The organism is Paenibacillus apiarius (assembly GCF_017052585.1).
GTDB classification, from domain to species: Bacteria; Bacillota; Bacilli; order Paenibacillales; family Paenibacillaceae; genus Paenibacillus_B; species Paenibacillus_B apiarius.
In genome coordinates this window covers 5,165,651-5,183,785 of the sequence record NZ_JAFFHZ010000001.1, presented here as the reverse complement: position 1 = coordinate 5,183,785, position 18,135 = coordinate 5,165,651, and the positions used below count along the sequence as shown (strand labels likewise).

At 58.7% G+C, this 18,135-nt stretch carries 1 protein-coding gene (running past one end of the window); it reads right to left on the bottom strand.

Translation table 11 applies throughout. The features are described 5' to 3' along the window. Positions 1 to 94 precede the first annotated feature (94 nt). Positions 95 to 18,135, bottom strand: the 3' portion of a protein-coding gene (locus tag JSQ80_RS22950; protein ID WP_206096824.1) for a non-ribosomal peptide synthase/polyketide synthase. 23,167 nt of this gene lie beyond the right edge of the window; 18,041 of the gene's 41,208 nt are visible here — the last part of the coding sequence; its start codon lies beyond the right edge, outside the window — the gene reads right to left on this strand; it ends in the stop codon at positions 95 to 97.

The window sequence follows — 18,135 nt, the reverse complement described above, 5'->3', positions numbered from 1 at the left end:
GGAGGAGAGGCCGGGAGAAAACAATCCCCCCGGCTTACCCGGCATCATGAATAAGAACCCGAATAATTTGGTAATGAATGATTCATCTTCATTTTCACTGCACCTCTCCATGGAATATAGCTCTAACAACAGCCCCGTTCTTTCTTGCATCTTCTCCTTCTAGCATCTGTTCGTGCTTCCCGCTGCCTTGGTACAGTATCTGGTCTCCCGCAGTCCACGGTTTCCAGAAACTTTGCTCTGGCTGCTCTTCGGCATTCTCCGATTGAATCAGATGAATGCGGGCTTGAATCCGGCCATCCGTCGCCACGCGGTCAACCCAAGATTTATACCTGGCAATGTTCCGAAGCACTTCCTCTACATCCACATCGGGCGCATGGGCGATAAAGCGCGAGATTTCCTCTTGCAGCGACTCGGCATACGCTTCCTGGTCCGCGGTTTGGATCGCGGTCTTTCTCGGATAGGAATCCAGTAAAATGAGATGAGCCACTTCCCGCCCTTCGCTCTCCAGTTGCTTCGCCACTTCGAACGCCAGATTTCCTCCTGCCGAGTAACCCAGCAGATGAAGTGTTCCTTGAGGCTGCAGAGTCTGGATTCTGTTCGTATAATGCCGGATCACGTCTTCCGCTTCGATAAAGTCGAATGCGTAAATCGCGGCAACCTCTTGCAGCTCCTCCGCCATTCTCATGAACACTTGCCCATACCCTACAATCGGCGGGAAGCAGAACAAGGATACTCCGTTGTCCGGATTCCACACGGATAATTCACTGTCTTCATGCTTGCTTCCCCGGGCCTCAAAATATTGCGCCAATTCCGACACCGTCGTATAGGCAAAAGCGTCGCGAAGGGAGATGTCCAAGTTCAATTTTCGCCGAATCTCGCCGATCACCTGAATCAGCTTCAACGATTGCCCGCCCATGTCGAAGAAATTATCCTCAATGCCGATGCGCTCCATGCCCAGCACCTCCTGCCATAGGCCAGCGAGTGCTTGTTCCATCGCATTCCTTGGAGCCGTATAACTTGCTTGAACAGGCATCGTTATCTGCTGCTTTGCAAGTGCCGTGCGGTCCACCTTGCCGTTGGCCGTCAACGGCAGCTTCTCAAGCTGCTGGAAGCGGGCCGGGAGCATATAGGCCGGCAGTTGCGAACGCAAATGTTCCCGCAAGGCTGTCAGGTCCATTTGCCCCTCGACTGCTACGAAAGCGCACAGATCCAGTACACCCTTGGCATCCGGTATGGCCAGAACGGCCGCGTCCACGATCTTGCCGATTTGCCTCAACCGCGCCTCGATCTCTCCCAGTTCAACCCGGTAACCCCGGATCTTCACTTGATGATCGGTGCGGCCCAAGTACTCTATGGTCCCATCCGCCAGAAAGCGGCCGCGGTCTCTCGTCAGATACAACCGCTGGTTGGGAGCAAACGGGTGGCTCGTGAATTTCTCCGCCGTCTCATCAGGCAGGTTCACATAGCCCCGGCTCACTCCGTATCCGCCAATTGCGATCTCCCCTACGACGCCCGTTGGAACCGGCCTCGCTGCAGAGTCTACGATATAGACCTGCTCTCCCGCTATCGGCCGCCCTAATACCGGCCGGCTCTGGAAGACGCGGAACCGTTCATGATCCATCTTCATCGCAATGGACCCAATCGTTGTCTCCGTCGGTCCATAATGCTGCATCACTTGGGAACGCTCATACTTGGAAAAGTAAAGCTCCACATCTGCGCAGATGATTGGTTCGCCGCCGAGCACGACCAACCGGAGACTGTCGCTGCCGGCATGTTCGGCAAAGCCCGGACTTCTCACGAGAAGGCCAAGCAGGGACGGCGTCATCTTGACATAAGTGATTCTTTCCCGGATAAGGAACTCCAGCAGGCATTCCGGATCCATGTAAATTTCTTTGTCCGGCAAGTGCAGCGCCGCCCCGGACAATATAGCTGAAAATACGGCCGTATATCCGAGGTCAAAGGCGAAGGAGGAAACAAGCGCCGTGCGGTCCTCCTCCCCAATGGCGGCTTCTTCGATAAACCATTCCGCATAGGCCGCCGCATTTCGATGCATGATTTTGACGCCCTTGGGCTTCCCGGTGCTTCCCGATGTATAAATCACGTAAGCCAAATTGTCTAAGCTGTGGCTTGGTTCCACGCGGCCCGCACCGACATCCGCCGATCTTGCGGGAAGCCGATCCAGACTAAGACATTCAACCGGAAGATGCAGACGGGTCTCCCACTCGCTCATCGTCAGCAGCAGGGCAGCTTCCGAATTCTCCAGCATGTATGTCATCCGATCCGCATCCGTGTCGGGATCGATCGGAAGATAGGCGCCTCCCGCTTTCCATATCGCGAGCATCGCGACGATCATTTCCGGCGATGGCGGTATGAAGAGCCCGACGATCCGGTCTGGGCCAACGCCTCTGTCTCTTAACAATTCGGCGAGGCAGCCTGCCTGCTCGTCCAACTCCCTATAAGTCAACCGTCTCTCCCCGGAGAGGACGGCGTACCGATCGGGCGTTCTGACAACCTGCTCCGCGTACCATCGATCCAGAGTACGCCCGGCACTAATATCCAGAAATGCGCCTTGCGAATAGGCATGCATCCGCTGCCGTTCCTCTTCGTTCAGCAAAGGCAGATCCGCGAGCCGCTGCTGTGGATCCGAGACAACCGACTCCAGGAGCACTTTGAAATAGGCGGCCCAGCTTTCTATCGTTGTGCGGGCAAACAAGTCTGCAGCGTATCCGAAAGTGAAGTTCATACCTTTCCCGTGCTCGCTGACGGTTAGCGTGAGATCGAACTTCGCCGCGTGCTCTTCATACGGATAAGCAGACAACCGGACATGTTCCACCTCCATTTGCTGCTGCTCTGTATTTTGCAGAACGAGCATGACGTCAAAGAGAGGGCTGCGGCTCATGTCCCGGCGGCTGACGATCTTCTCCACCAAATCTTCGAAAGGATAGTTTTGATAGACAAACGCATCGAGTGCGCTCTCCTTTACTTCCAATAAATAGCCGAGAAATTGTTTTTCTCCGGCCGGGTTTGTACGCAGTGCCAGTGTATTGACGAACATGCCCAGCATATCTGTAAGGTCTGCATGCGGTCTGCCGGCGGCTGGCGAGCCGATAATGATATCGTCCTGGCCGCTAAGCCGCGACAGCAGCGTGCTGTACGCCGCCAACAGCACCATATACAAGGTAGTCCCCGTATGCTGCGCCAGCTTGGTGATTTCTTCAGTCAGACGGGAGTCCAATTCCAGGTGCACCCTGCCTCCGGCAAAACTGCGAACCGGTGATCTTGGGTAATCGAGCGGCAAGTCCAACACCGGATGTTCTCCGGCATATTGATCCAGCCAATACGCTTCCTGTTTTTTATAATCTTCCGTCGTCACATAGCGGCTTTGCCAGGTGCTGTAATCTTTATATTGCAGTCGCAGGGGCGGCAAGGACTCCCCCGCATACAGCTTCCCGAACTCCTTGATCAATACATTCATCGATACGCCATCCGAAATAATGTGATGCATGTCGAACAGCAGCAGATGGTGCTCCTCTTGCAAGCGTATCAGTCCCGCGCGCAGCAGCGGAGCGCAGGTGAGATCGAACGGGAAGTAGAACTCGCGGATCGCTTGGCCCGCATTCCCTTCGTCCGTCTCCGTATAAGAAATGGCGAATTCCACCGCATCATGTATGATTTGAACGGGGCTGCCTTCCACCATCTCAAAAGACGTACGCAGCACCTCATGCCGCCTAATCAAGCCCTGAAGCGCTTCATTTATGCGCTCCCGGTCCAATGCTCCTTCCAACCGGAAGATGTTCGGCATGTTGTAGGTCTGTTCCTCACCTTGAAGCTGCTGCAGCACATACATCCGCTTTTGGGCAGAGGACAAAGGATAGCAATCCTGATTCGGCGCGGGAAGCAAGCCTTCATACGGCGATCCCGCCGCTGATTCGACCACTTGGCTCATCCGTTCGAGTGTAGGTGACTGAAACACATCGTGCAGCTTGATTTGCGCATTCAGCTTTTGGTGAATCTGCGAAACCAGCGTCATCGCTCGTAAGGAATGGCCGCCGAGTTCAAAGAAATTGTCATTCAGACCTACCCGAGCAACCCCTAACACCTCTTGCCACAACAGTGCAAGCCTGACTTCCGTTAAAGTTCGGGGTGCTGAGAACTCGGTTCCCGATACGTACCCTTCCGGCTCCGGCAACGCGTCACGATCCAGCTTGCCATTTCTCGTAAGCGGCAGTTCCGACAAATGTACGAAATACGCAGGAACCATATATTCGGGTAAAGCAATGCTCAGGTGATTTTTCAATTCGACCGGTTCCAGGCGCTTGCCGCCGACATAATAAGCGCACAAAACCTCGCTTCCCGGCCGTTCTGTCCAAGTCACTACAGCCGCTTGGCGAATGTCCGCATGAAGCTGCAGGCGCGCTTCGATCTCGCCGAGTTCAATCCGATAGCCCCGAATTTTGACCTGCTGATCGATTCTCCCCCAATATTCAAGCGTTCCATCCGGCAGCCAGCGGGCTAAATCTCCTGTTTTATACATCCTCCCGCCTTCAATAAAGGGATCCGGCTTGAACTTTTCCAGCGTAAGCTCAGGCAGATTCCAGTAGCCGGCGGCTACCCCGGCGCCCCCAAGGCACAATTCCCCGGGCACGCCGACCGGAAGCAGCTGTCCCTGAGCACTCAGCACGTAGGCTGTCGTTCCGTCGATCGGCCGGCCGATTGGGATGTTATTTTTGTTATTGGTTTCCTCGATTGCGAATGCAGTCGAGAAGGTCGTGTTTTCGGTAGGGCCGTAACCGTTCCAGATCGCAAGTCCCGGACAGGCCTCCTTCACGGCGTAAGCATGCTTCGGCGACAGAACCTCTCCGCCCATAATCAGATGCTCTGCGCCGGCAAACAGGCCCGCATCCTCATCGGCCAGATGATGGAAAAGCGATGTCGTCAAGAACATGACCGTAATCCCGTGCTCCGTCAAAAACGCCCCCATCCGGCGCGCGTCCAGCAGCACGTCTTTCTCGACCGGATGCAAGGATCCTCCATGCAGAAGGGCTCCGAATATTTCGAACGTAGCCGCATCAAAGCTTACCGAACCGGTCTGCGCGAAGCGGTGATTGGCATGGAACGGCACGTATCCATCGTTGTTCACCAGGTTGATTACATTTCCATGCGTCACCAGCACTCCTTTAGGTCTTCCCGTGGTGCCCGAAGTGTACAGGATATAAGCCGGATCATCGCAACTGCAGTCACGCTCTTCTCCACGTTCCAACGCCTCTATCGCTTCATTTACAAGAGCTCCGTCATCAAGCATGATGGCCGTCCCTGGGTATGACGCCGGAACCTTGAGCCTTTGAACAGCCAACAGGAACTCCGCGCTGCAGTCGCCCAATATATAGAGTTGGCGCTCCTCGGGTGCGTCCGGAGCCAGCGGCACATAGACTCCGCCCGCCTGCAGAATTCCCAGAACCGCAACGACGAATTCGATCGAGCGTTCCGCCAGAATGGCAACGGCTGCCCGCGGCCGCATCCCTTCCCTCAGCAGCCTGGCGGCTACCAGGCTCGCTTGAAGCTGCAGCTCCGCGTAAGTGAGATGCCGATCGCCGCACAGGATGGCCGTTCGATCCGGATAGAGAGCGGCTATTTCCTCGAAACGTCGATGAATCGTCGTCCGCAGCTTGTTTTGGACAGGCAAGCCGCTGTATGTCATCAGCTGGCTGAGCTGGGCGGCTCCGCTCATTAATCTGGCTTCGGCAAGGGTCGTATCCGGTTCAGACGTCACATGATCCAGCAGTTCCGTCAAATGCCCCGCCCACCGTTCGATCGTTTCCCGCTTGAACAAGGCTGTAGCGAACTCCAGCGAGCCGTGATAGCCCTCCGCACTCTCGGATATCATCAAGGTGAGGTCAAACTTGGCCTGCGCATCGGCAAACGGACAAGACTCGACTTTCAAATCAGGGAGATCCAGCTGCGAGTTCCCTGCGTTTTGAAGCGCGAATACCGCATCGAAGAGCGGATTGCGGCTCATGTCCCGCTGGGTGACAACGCGGTCGACCAGTTCCTCGAAAGGATAGTCTCCATGCTCAAAGGCATTGAGCGCTGTTTGCTTGATTTCCTCAAGGTATTCGGCAAAAGCTTTTTGTCCGGAAGGGAATGTGCGCAAGGCCAGCGTGTTGACAAACATCCCCATCATGTCTGACAGATCCGCATGCGGACGTCCGGCTACCGGCGAGCCGACAATAACCTCCTCGTCGCCGGAGAGACGGGACAGCAGTGTACTGTACGCGGCCAAGAACACCATATAGACGGTGACACCTTTGTCCAGCGCCAGTTGCTGCACAGCTTGAGACAATGTTCTTCCCAGCTTGAAATCAACCCGGTCGCCTGCAAAACTGCGCAAGGCGGGGCGCACGAAATCGGTTGGCAGCTGCAATACCGGCAGCTCGCCTGCCACATGATCGAGCCAATATTTCTCCTGCTCCCGGTAAGCATCGCTAAGCACGTATTCCTGCTGCCATACCGCATAGTCTTTGTACTGCAGCGGCAGCGGCTCCAGCGCTTCGCCCGCGTACAGCTTCACAAACTCGGCTACCAAAATGTTCATTGATGTGCCGTCCGAAATGATATGGTGCATATCCATTAAGAACAAGTGCTGCATTTCACCGAGACGCAAGACGGTTGCACGCAGCAGCGGCGCCTTGCTTAGGTCAAACGGCCGGAGGAATGCCTGGATGAGCTCCTCGACTTCCCTTTCCTCCGCTTCCTCATAAGACACAGAAAAGCTCCATTCGTCCTGTACCTGCTGCACCGGCTCGCCATCCACGACGGCAAACGAAGTGCGCAGCGATTCATGCCGGGCGATGAGCGCTTGCAGCGCCGCTTCCAGCCGTGCCCGATCCAGTTTTCCTTCAAGCCGCAGAGCCACCGGCATGTTGTAGCTTAGCTCGGCTCCCTCTAGCTGCTGCAGGAAATACAGCCGTTTTTGGGCCGAAGACAACGGGTAATGCGCCCGTTTGCCTGCCGGGGCCAACGCTTTATACGCCGCGCTGTCGCCCGCAGCGTTCAGCGCAGCCGTTAGCCCTTCGACCGTCGGCGAGAGGAACAGCTGTCTTAGCGGCAGCTCTACTCCCAGTGCCTGATGAATCTTCGATACGAGCGTCATCGCCTTCAAGGAATGGCCGCCCAGCTCGAAGAAGTTATCGTGGATGCCTACGCGCGAGGCGCCCAGCACCTCCTGCCACAACAGCGCCAGCTTCGCCTCTACATCGGTTCGCGGCGCTGTATATCCGGCTGCCGCTCCGCTTCCCGACGGCTTCGGCAGTGCCCGGCGATCCACCTTGCCGTTCGGTGTCAGCGGCAGTTCTTCCAGCTGCATGAAATGCGCCGGCATCATGTACGACGGCAGCGATGCGGCCAAGGCGGCACGCAGCTCGGCCGCCGCAAGCAGACGATCGCCTGTCACATAAGCGCGCAATTCGTGCGTATGGTCATCCATTTCCGCGGCAGTCACGACGGCTTCGCTTACACCCGGAATGTGCAGCAGCCGGGCTTCGATTTCACCGAGTTCAATCCGGTACCCCCGGATCTTTACCTGATGGTCGATCCGCCCCAGATGCTCCAGCCGGCCGTCAGGTAGCCAGCGCGCCAAATCGCCGGTCCGGTACAGCCGCTCCCCGGAAACAAACGGGCTGTCCACAAATTTCTCGGCCGTCAGCTGCGGACGCGCCCAATATCCGCGGGCGACCCCAGCGCCGCCGATGCACAGCTCGCCTGCCACGCCAATCGGCTGCGGCTGCAGCGACTCATTCACCACATACACCTGCGTGTTCGCCATCGGACGTCCGATGGCAATCCGTTCGTCCCCTTCTAAGCGGTCGAATGTGGACCAGACGGTCGTTTCCGTCGGCCCGTACATGTTGTACAATTCCGCATCTGTATGTTCCCTCAGCTGTTTATACAGGGTGGAAGGGAAGGCTTCCCCTCCGACCAGCAGCGTCTCCATGTTCCGCAGCTGCGCCGCACTCCGCGCATCGCCGAGCAGCAGCATGAGACGCGAAGGCGTCATCTGCGCCATCTGCACCGGGTGTTGAGCCAACAGTTCCGCCAGCACGGCCGGATCCTGCTGCGCTTCTTCGCTTGCGAGGACGATCTGCATGCCGCAGCTGAGCGGTACCCAGCTCTCCGCGGCGAAGATGTCGAAGGACACCGTCGTGATGCACAGCATCGAATCATGCGTCCCGAACGGAAGCTCGCGGATCATTCCTGAGATGAAATTGACTACGTTCCGGTGCTCCACGACTACCCCTTTCGGCGTGCCGGTCGTCCCGGAGGTATAGATGACATATGCGCTGCCGGAAGGCTTTATCTCCACGCCAACAGGCTCGGAAGAATACCCGGACAGCGATTCATGGTCGTCGACACATAATGCATGACACAGCGATGTCTCTTTGAAGTCGGATAATGTATCCACATATGCAGCATCCGTCAGCATTACCTGCATCCCGGAATCCCGGATCATCGCCTCCATACGCTCCTTAGGCAGAATTGGATCGATCGGCACATAAGCGGCACCGGCTTTCAAAATCCCCAGCAGCCCGGCGATGAGCTGCGGCGAACGGTTCATCAGGACGCCTACACGCTCTTCCGCCGTCACGCCGTGCGCCAGCAGCCATTGCGCGATACGGTTGGTCTGTTCCTCCAGCTCCTGGTAGGTCAGACGCTGTTCTGCGCACACGACTGCCGGATGATTCGGCGTTTTCGCCGCCTGCTGCTCGAACAGGGAAGGGATGCTTGCCTCTTCAGGAGTCATAACCTTCGTATCGTTGAACTGCACGAGCAGCTGCTCTCTCTCGGCTGTTGTCAGCAGTTCCAGCTCTTGCACCGGAATGTTCGAATCCGCTGCGATCTGCTCCACGATTCGCATCAGATGCCTTTGCAGACGCTCCATCCCATCTCGTTCATACACCTGCGCATTGTAGTCAAAATGGAGGGTCATCTCTTCTCCGGGCAAAATCATCACATTCAAATCATAGTTGGTCCGTTCTTCCGCTTGAACTCCGGTAATCTTCAGTCCGGCCGTATCTCCCAGTGAACCCGCTTGCTCCTCCACCGGGTAGTTCTCGAACACCAGGATGTGGTTGAACAGCTCCCGGTGCCTTGCGCTTTGGGCCTGGATTTCATGCAGCGGATAATAGTCGCAGGCTTGGGACGCCAGCGCTTGCTCTTGGATCTGCTGCAGCACGCGGGCTACCGTTTCTCCAGCCTCGCACTTCACCCGAATCGGAATCGTATTGATGAACAGCCCGATCATCCCCTCCACGCCAGGAAGGCTCGCCGGTCTGCCAGACACCACGCTGCCGAATACCGCATCGTCTGTCCCGCTGTATTTGTGCAGCAGCAGTCCCCATGCCGTCTGCAGCAAGGTATTCACCGTCACTCCCTGCTCTCGCGCTGCTTGGCTGATCCGTTCGGTCCGCTTCCGGTCCAGCGAGCAGGTCACACGCATCGCTTCATATCCCTGTGCTTGGCGCTGCCGTCTCGGGAGCTCGGCCGCTTGTTCGAAGCCCGCAAGCATGTCCGCCCAATAGTTCGACGCCGCTTGCCCATCCTGCTCGGCCAACCAGCGAATATACTCGCTGTACTCGCTCACGCGCGGCAATTGCGGCTCCTCTTCCTTGCACAAGGCCGTGTATACTTCCAGAACTTCCTTGACCACCAGCGGCAGGCACCATCCATCCATCAGAATATGGTGGAAACTCCACAGCAGCTGGTTCGTCTCTTGCCCCGTACGTACCACCTTCACGCGCATTAGGCTGGCCGACTCCAACACAAAGCCCTTTTTACGGTCTTCATCCATGATGAAGGCCAGTTCCAGTTCCTGCTCGGCTGTGCTCTTCATCGACAGATCCGCATAGGCAATCCTCAAGGTGCGGCGGCGGAAGACCACCTGCAGCGGCTGGTCCCGCCAACCGCTGTCTACGCTCGTACGCAGTACCGCATGCCGCTGAATGACCGTATTCCAGCTGCGTTCAAACGCGGCTAGATTCAGCCTTCCCTGCAGCGAAATGTGCATTTGGTTCACGTAAGCGCCCGACTGAGGATCCAGGCGGCTATGGAACAGCATCCCCTGCTGCATTGGCGTCAGGGCATATACGTTCTCGATGTCCCCAAGAGGCCGAGTACGCTCAACCAGCGCTTCCAGCTCCTCAAGCGTCATCCCCTGATGCAGCAGATCGCTTGGCGTCAGCTCTGCCCTTTCTTTCGCCACGCAGTGACGAATCACTTCCTGCAAATGATGCTTCAGCCGCTGGGCCAACTGCCGCATGGTTTTCTTGCGGTACTGCTCGGCGCTGTAGCTCAGATTCAGGCTCAACGTTCCTCCGGCAATCATGCCGCTGAAATCGAGCGTGGCCGCCCTTTTTTGCCTGCGGCTTACCGCATCCCCAGACGCAAGCGGCGAGATCTGAAGCGAGCTGCGCTGCAAATCCTGGTCGAACTGCCCCAAATAGTTAAACGAAATTTCAGGTGCCAACGTCCGGATACCGTCCTCACGCGACGAGGCCAGATAACGCAAAATGCCGTAGCCGATGCCTTTGTGCGGGATGCTCCGCAGCGTTTCCTTGACCAGCTTGATGCGCCGCGGCAGGTCCAAGTCCGACTTCATGTCAAGCATGACCGGGTACGCACTCGTGAACCAGCCTACCGTCCGGCTGACATCCACATCCGGCAGGATGGATTCCCTGCCGTGCCCTTCCAGCATGACGGCCACCTGCTCGCTTCCGGTCCACTCCTGAATCGCCATCCCAAGCGCGGTCAGCAGCAGATCGTTAATCTCTGTCCCATATGCCCGGTGCGCTTCGGTTAACAGCCGCTGCGTCTCGCGCCGGGACCATTGCAGCGTCAACATTGCGCTGTTTTCGACCGTGTCTCCGCCCTGATCGTTATCCTTCGGTAATGGTGTTAGCCTAACATTCGCCAGTTGCTTCCAATACCCACGTTCGGTCTCCATAGCCGGGCTTGAGGCATAAGCTGCCAGCTGCTGCGCCCAAGCTTGGAACGAATCGGTTTTCTGCGGCAGCCGGATGTCCTGCCCTTGCGCGGCCTGTTCGTACGCTGCAGCGAGGTCCTCCAGCAAGATCCGCCAGGAGACGCCATCAATGACGAGATGGTGAATGACGATGAGCAGATGATCGCCGTCACCGCACTGGAATAAACCCAGCTGCACGAGCGGACCTGTATCTAAGGAGATACCTGCCTGCAGCTCGCGAGCCTTCGCTTCGACTAACCGGCTCCACGCCTGCTCTTCCCGCAAGTCGAATACTTCCAATCCGTACAGGTCCCCTTCATTCACGGCCCGGTTCCAAGCGGCATAACCCCCATCTGCTGAAGGCACAAACACCATGCGCAGCGCGTCGTGATGAATCGTGATCCGCTTCATCGCCAGGCGCAGCGCTTGCACGTCAAACCGTTCTTCCCGGTACAGCATCACGGCTTGGTTGAAGTGATGCGCATCGGCCAGATCCCGCTCGGCAAACCAGTGCTGAATCGGCGTGAGCGGCACCGGTCCGTTAATCTCCCCCTGTTCCGCAATACGGCTAACCGGGGCGATATGAGCGCTGAGCTGGGCCGCAGCCGGATAACGGAACAGATCCTTCATGTCCAGCTTATAACCGGCCGGCAGCAGCCGGGACGCTGCTTGAATCGCCTTGATCGAGTCGCCTCCCAGGTCGAAGAAGCTGTCATGAATGCCGACCTGCGGCACACCGAGCACCTGCTGCCATACCGTCACCAGCGCCTGCTCCACCGGCGTGCGGGGAGCGGCATACGGCGCATGGGCCAGAGCTGCATCCGGCTTCGGCAACGCTTTGAAATCGATTTTGCCGTTGGCAGTCAGCGGCAATTGGTCCAGCTTCACGAAGGAGGACGGAACCATATACGCCGGCAGCACAGAGGACAGCAAGCTGCGCAGATCAGGAAGATCCAGCTCGCCGGGGGCGACATAGGCACACAGCTGGAGACTGCCCGAAGCATCCGGCAGCGCGGCCACGACGGCTTTGCTTACCCCGGTCAACTGCAGCAGCTGTGCTTCGATCTCGCCCGGTTCGATCCGGTACCCCCGGATCTTCACTTGTCCGTCTATCCGGCCCATATACTCGAGATTGCCATCCGGCAGCCAGCGCGCCAAGTCCCCGGTCCGATAGAGCCGCTCATCTGGCGCGAACGGACTGGCGACGAACCGTTCGGCCGTCAGCTCCGGCTGATTCAGATACCCCCGGGCCAATCCCGGGCCGCTGATGCACAGCTCGCCCGGTACGCCGATCGGCTGCAGTTGTCCATCCGCTGCCAGCACATGAACTTTCGTTTGGCCAATGGACCTGCCGAGCGTATGAGACTGCCCCGTATCGGTCACCGGCAAAGCGGTCGTCACCACGCTGTTCTCCGTTGGTCCATATTCGCTGACAAACTCGATCTGACGGTGAGCCAGCATCTTTTCGATTAGCGCCGCGCTGATTTTCTCCCCGCCGGTGACCACGCTCCGGACGGTGGCCAGCTGTTCCGGCCGGGTCATCTCCAGCAGTGCCGCGAGCAGACCCGTCGAGAACTGCGCGTGGGTAATCTTCTGCTCGGCAAGCGTGCGGATAATGGCCGCCGGATCGCTTAGCTCTTCATCGCGCAGCATCACGACGGTGGCGCCCGCAGCGAGGGGGCCAAAGAAGTGCGTGATGAACGCATCGAACACGAACGGGCTGGCATGCAGCACCCGCCCGCCGTCGAAGTCGTAGGCCGCTGTTTTCCACTGAAGCGTATGAACGATGCTGCGATGCTCCACCATAACGCCTTTCGGCTGACCCGAGGTTCCGGAGGTGTAGATCACATACGCCAGGTGTTTGGGATTTACAGAGCTCGCGAGATCTTCCGGCGTTTCCGAACGGATACAATCATTATCCAAGCGCATCACCGGGCAGGCAGCCTCCTGTGCCGTGGAAGACAGCAGCAAGGTCGCGCCGCTGTCCTCCAGCAGGAACTGCAACCGCTCTGCCGGCTCCTGCGGCGATATCGGCAGATAGGCAGCTCCGGCCTTGAGCACGGCGAGCAGCGCAATCGCCATATCCACAGATCGCTCGCACTGCACTGCAACAAGGCTTTCGGGCCCGGCGCCGTACCGGAGGACGGCTCTGGCAAGCCGGTTCGCCCGTTCGTTCAGCTCCCGGTAGGTCAGGGCATCGTCGCCGCATACAACGCTCAAGCGCTCCGGCGTCTTCGCCGCCTGCTGCTCGAACAGCGCGTGCAGCGTGGTGTCCCGCGGCGCCTCTGCACCGCCGGTGTCGTTGAACTGCGCCAATCGAGCCTGTTCCGCAGCCGTCAGCAAGCTGACGCTTCCCAGCGTCACCTGCGGATCCCGGGTAATCTGGCGCAGAAGCTCCGCAAAGTGACCGGCCCAACGCTCTATCGTCGCCCGTTCAAATAACACGGCAGCGAATTCCCACGAGCAGCGCATGCCGTTCTCCTGTTCGCTCACCGACAGCGTCAGATCGAACTTGGCCACGTTGGAATCGAACGGATACGAGGTGAGCTGAAGCTCGGGGAGCTCAAGCTCCGCCTGATCCATGTTCTGCAGCACAAGCATCGCATCGAAGATCGGGTTGCGGCTCGTGTCGCGCTGCCGCGCCACCCGTTCCACCAGTTCCTCGAATGGATAGCCCCCGTGCTCGAAGGCGCCAAGCGCCATCTGCTTCACTTCCTGCAAATAGGCAGCAAAGCTCTTCTCCCCGGCCGGGTAGGTCCGCAGTGCCAATGTGTTTACGAACATCCCCAGCATGCCCTCCAGCTCTGCCTGCGGCCGTCCCGCCACCGGCGAACCGACAATGACTTCTTCTTGCCCGCCAAGCCGCGCCAGCAGCGTGCTGTAGGCGGCCAGCAGCACCATATACACCGTAGCGCCGCTCGTGCGGGCCAGCTCACGCACGGCCGCCGCAAGCTCGCCGTCCAGCTCAACGTCCACCCGGCCGCCCTCGAAGCTGCGTACGGCCGGACGCGGATGATCGGCCGGCAGGCTCAGCACCGGCAGTTCGCCCGCAAACTGGTCCATCCAGTACGCTTCCAACTGCTCGTATGCCCGGCTGTCGGCGTAGTGTTCCCGCTGCCATACTGCATAATCTTTGTACTGCAGCTGCAGCGGCTCTAACGCTTCGCCCGCATACAGCTTCACAAATTCGTCTACTAAAATGCTGATCGACGTGCCGTCCGAGACAATATGGTGCATATCGAACAGCAGCAAGTGCCGCGCTTCTCCGAGACGCACGACGGTTGTACGCAGCAGCGGGGCCTCGTCAAGGTCAAACGGACGGAGGAATGCACGAATGCGCTCCTCGGCTTCCCCTTCCTCCGCTTCCTCATAAGAAACTTCGAATATCACCTGCTCCGCCACCCGTTGTACCGGCTCGTCGTCCACAACGGCAAACGAAGTGCGCAGCGATTCATGACGGGCGATGAGCGCTTGCAGCGCCGCTTCCAGCCGCGCCCGATCCAGCGCTCCTTCCAGCTGCAGCGCCACCGGCATGTTGTAGCTCAGCTCGGCTCCTTCCAGCTGCTGCAGGACGTACAGCCGTTTTTGGGCCGAGGACAACGGGTAATACGCCCGCTCGCCTGCCGGGGACAACGCTTTATACGCCATGCTGCCACCCGCCGCGTCCAGCGCAGCCGCCAGCCCTTCAACCGTCGGCGAGAGGAACAGCTGCCTCAGCGGCAGCTCTACTCCCAGCGCCTGGTGAATCCGCGATACGAGCGTCATCGCCTTCAAGGAATGGCCGCCCAGCTCGAAGAAGTTGTCGTGGATGCCTACGCGCGAGGCGCCCAGCACCTCCTGCCACATTAGCGCCAGCTTCGCCTCTGCTTCGGTTCGCGGCGCTGTATATCCGGCTGCCGCTCCGCTTCCCGAAGGCTGCGGCAGCGCCCGGCGGTCCACCTTGCCGTTCGGCGTCAGCGGCAGTTCTTCCAGCTGCATGAAGTGCGTCGGCAGCATGTACGACGGCAGCGAGGCAGTCAGGGCGGCACGCAGCTCGGCCGCCGCAAGCGGACGCTCGCCTGTCACATAAGCGCACAATTCCTGCGTTTGCGCACCCATTTCTGCTGCAGTCACGACGGCTTCGCTTACACCCGGAATGTGGAGCAACCGGGCTTCGATTTCACCGAGTTCAATCCGGTACCCCCGGATCTTTACCTGATGGTCGATCCGCCCCAGATGCTCCAGCCGGCCGTCCGGCAGCCAGCGCGCCAAATCGCCGGTCCGGTACAGCCGCTCCCCGGAAACAAACGGGCTGTCCACAAATTTCTCGGCCGTCAGCTGCGGACGCGCCCAATATCCGCGGGCGACCCCCGCGCCGCCGATGCACAGTTCACCGGCTACGCCAACGGGCTGCGGCTGCAGCGCGTCGTTCACCACATACACCTGCGTGTTCGCCATCGGCCGTCCGATGCCGATCCGTTCTTCCCCTTCCAGGCGGTCGAACGTGGACCAGACGGTCGTTTCCGTCGGCCCGTACATGTTGTACAGCGCCGCATCCGTATGTTCCCTCAGCTGCCCATAGAGGGTGGAAGGGAAGGCTTCCCCGCCGACCAGCAGCATCTCCATGTTCCGCAGCTGCGCCGCGCTCCGCGCATCGCCGAGCAGCAGCATGAGCCGCGAAGGCGTCGTCTGCATCATCTGCACCGGGTGCTGAGCCAACAGTTCCGCCAGCACGACCGGATCCTGCTGCGCTTCCTCGCTTGCGAGGACGATCTGCATGCCGCAGCTGAGCGGCACCCAGCTCTCCGTGGCGAAGATGTCGAAGGATACCGTCGTTACGCACAGCATCGAAGCATGCGTCCCGAAAGGAAGCTCGCGAATCATCCCCGAGATGAAATTCACCACGTTCCGGTGCTCCACGACTACTCCTTTCGGCGTGCCGGTCGTTCCGGAGGTGTAGATGACATACGCACTGCCGGATGGCTCTACCTCGACGCCAACAGGCTCGGAAGAATATCCTGCGAGCTCCTTGGCGAAGGAGAACGAGATAGTATGGCCGCCGAGGCTTGCCGTGTCTGCTTGCTCCGGCTGCCCAGCCGCTCTATCCGCTCCATCCGTCAACGCATCGTCCAGACACAATACATGGCCCAGTGCTGTCTCCTGCAGGCCTGCCACAATCCCAAGCTGAGCCGAATCCGCCAGCATAACCTGCATTCCTGCATCCCGGATCATCCCCTCGATGCGCTCCACAGGCAGAAGGGGGTCCATCGGCACGTAAGCGGCACCGGCTTTCAGAATCCCCAGCAGCCCGGCGATGAGCTGCGGCGAACGGTTCATCAGGACGCCTACACGCTCTTCCGCCGTCACGCCGTGCGCCCGCAGCCATTGGGCGATACGGTTGGCCTGTTCCTCCAGCTCCCGGTAGGTCAGCCGCTGTTCTGCGCACACGACCGCCGGACGATCCGGCGTTTTCGCCGCCTGCTGCTCGAACAAGGAATGCACGGACGCTCCCCTTGGAATTTCCGCTACCGTATCGTTGAATTGCACGAGTAACTGCTCTCTCTCGTCCGTTGTCAGCAGTTCCAGCTCCTGCACCGGAATGTTCGAGTCCGCTGCAATCTGCTCCACGATTTGCAGCAGATGCCTTTGCAGACGCTCCATTCCATCTCGTTCATACACCTGGGCATTGTAGTCAAAATGAAGCGTCATCTCTTCCCCGGGCAAAATCATCACATTCAAGTCATAGTTGGTCCGTTCTTCCGCTTGAACTCCGGTAATCTTTAGTCCCGCCGCATCTTCCAGTGAATCTGCTTGCTCCTCCACCGGGTAGTTTTCGAACACCAGAATGTGGTTGAACAACTCCCGGTGCCTTGCGCTTTGGGCCTGGATTTCATGCAGCGGATAATAGTCGCAGGCTTGGGACGCCAGCGCTTGCTCTTGGATCTGCTGCAGCACGCGGGCTACCGTTTCTCCAGCCTCGCACTTCACCCGAATCGGAATCGTATTGATGAACAGCCCGATCATCCCCTCCACGCCAGGAAGGCTCGCCGGTCTGCCAGACACCACGCTGCCGAATACCGCATCGTCTGTCCCGCTGTATTTGTGCAGCAGCAGTCCCCATGCCGTCTGCAGCAAGGTATTCACCGTCACTCCCTGCTCTCGCGCTGCTTGGCTGATCCGTTCGGTCCGCTTCCGATCCAGTGAGCAGGTCACGCGCCTTGCTTCATATCCCTGTGTTTGGCGCTGCCGTCTTGGAAGCTCGGCCGCTTGTTCGAAGCCCGCAAGCATGTCCGCCCAATAGTTCGAGGCCGCTTGCCCGTCCTGCTCGGCCAGCCAGCGAATATACTCGCTATACTCGCCCACGCGCGGCAATTGCGGCTCCTCTTCCTTGCACAAGGCCGTGTATACCTCGAGGACTTCCTTGACCACCAGCGGCAGACACCATCCATCCATGAGAATATGGTGGAAGCTCCACAACAGTTGGTGCGTCTCTGGCCCCGTACGCACGACCGCCACACGCATCAAGCTGTCCGACTCTACCGCAAAGCCTTTTTTACGGTCTTCTTCCTTGAGGAAGGCCAATTCCAGCTCCTGCTCCGCCGTACTCTTCATCGATATGTCTGAATAGGCAATCCTCAAGCTACGGCTACGATAGACTACTTGCAGCGGCTGATCCCGCCAACCGCTGTCGACACTCGTCCGCAATACCGCATGCCGCTGGATGACCATATTCCAGCTGCGTTCCAACGCGGTTGGATCTAGTTTTCCCTGCAGCGAAATGAGCATTTGGTTCACGTAAGCGCCCGACTGAGGATCCAGGCGGCTATGGAACAGCATCCCCTGCTGCATAGGCGTCAAGGCATATACATTCTCGACGTCCCCGACAATCCGATTCCGCTCAACCAGCGCTTCCAGCTCCTCAATCGTCATGCCCTGCTGCAGCACATCGCTTGGCGTCAGTTCCGCGCTTTCTTTCGCCACGCAGTGACGAATCACTTCCTGCAAATGATGCTTTAGTCGCTTGACCAACTGCTGCATGGTTTTCTTGCGGTACTGCTCCATGCTGTAGCTCAGGTTCAGGCTCAACGCTCCTCCGGCAATCATGCCGCTGAAATCGAGCGTGGCCGCCCTTTTTTGCCTGC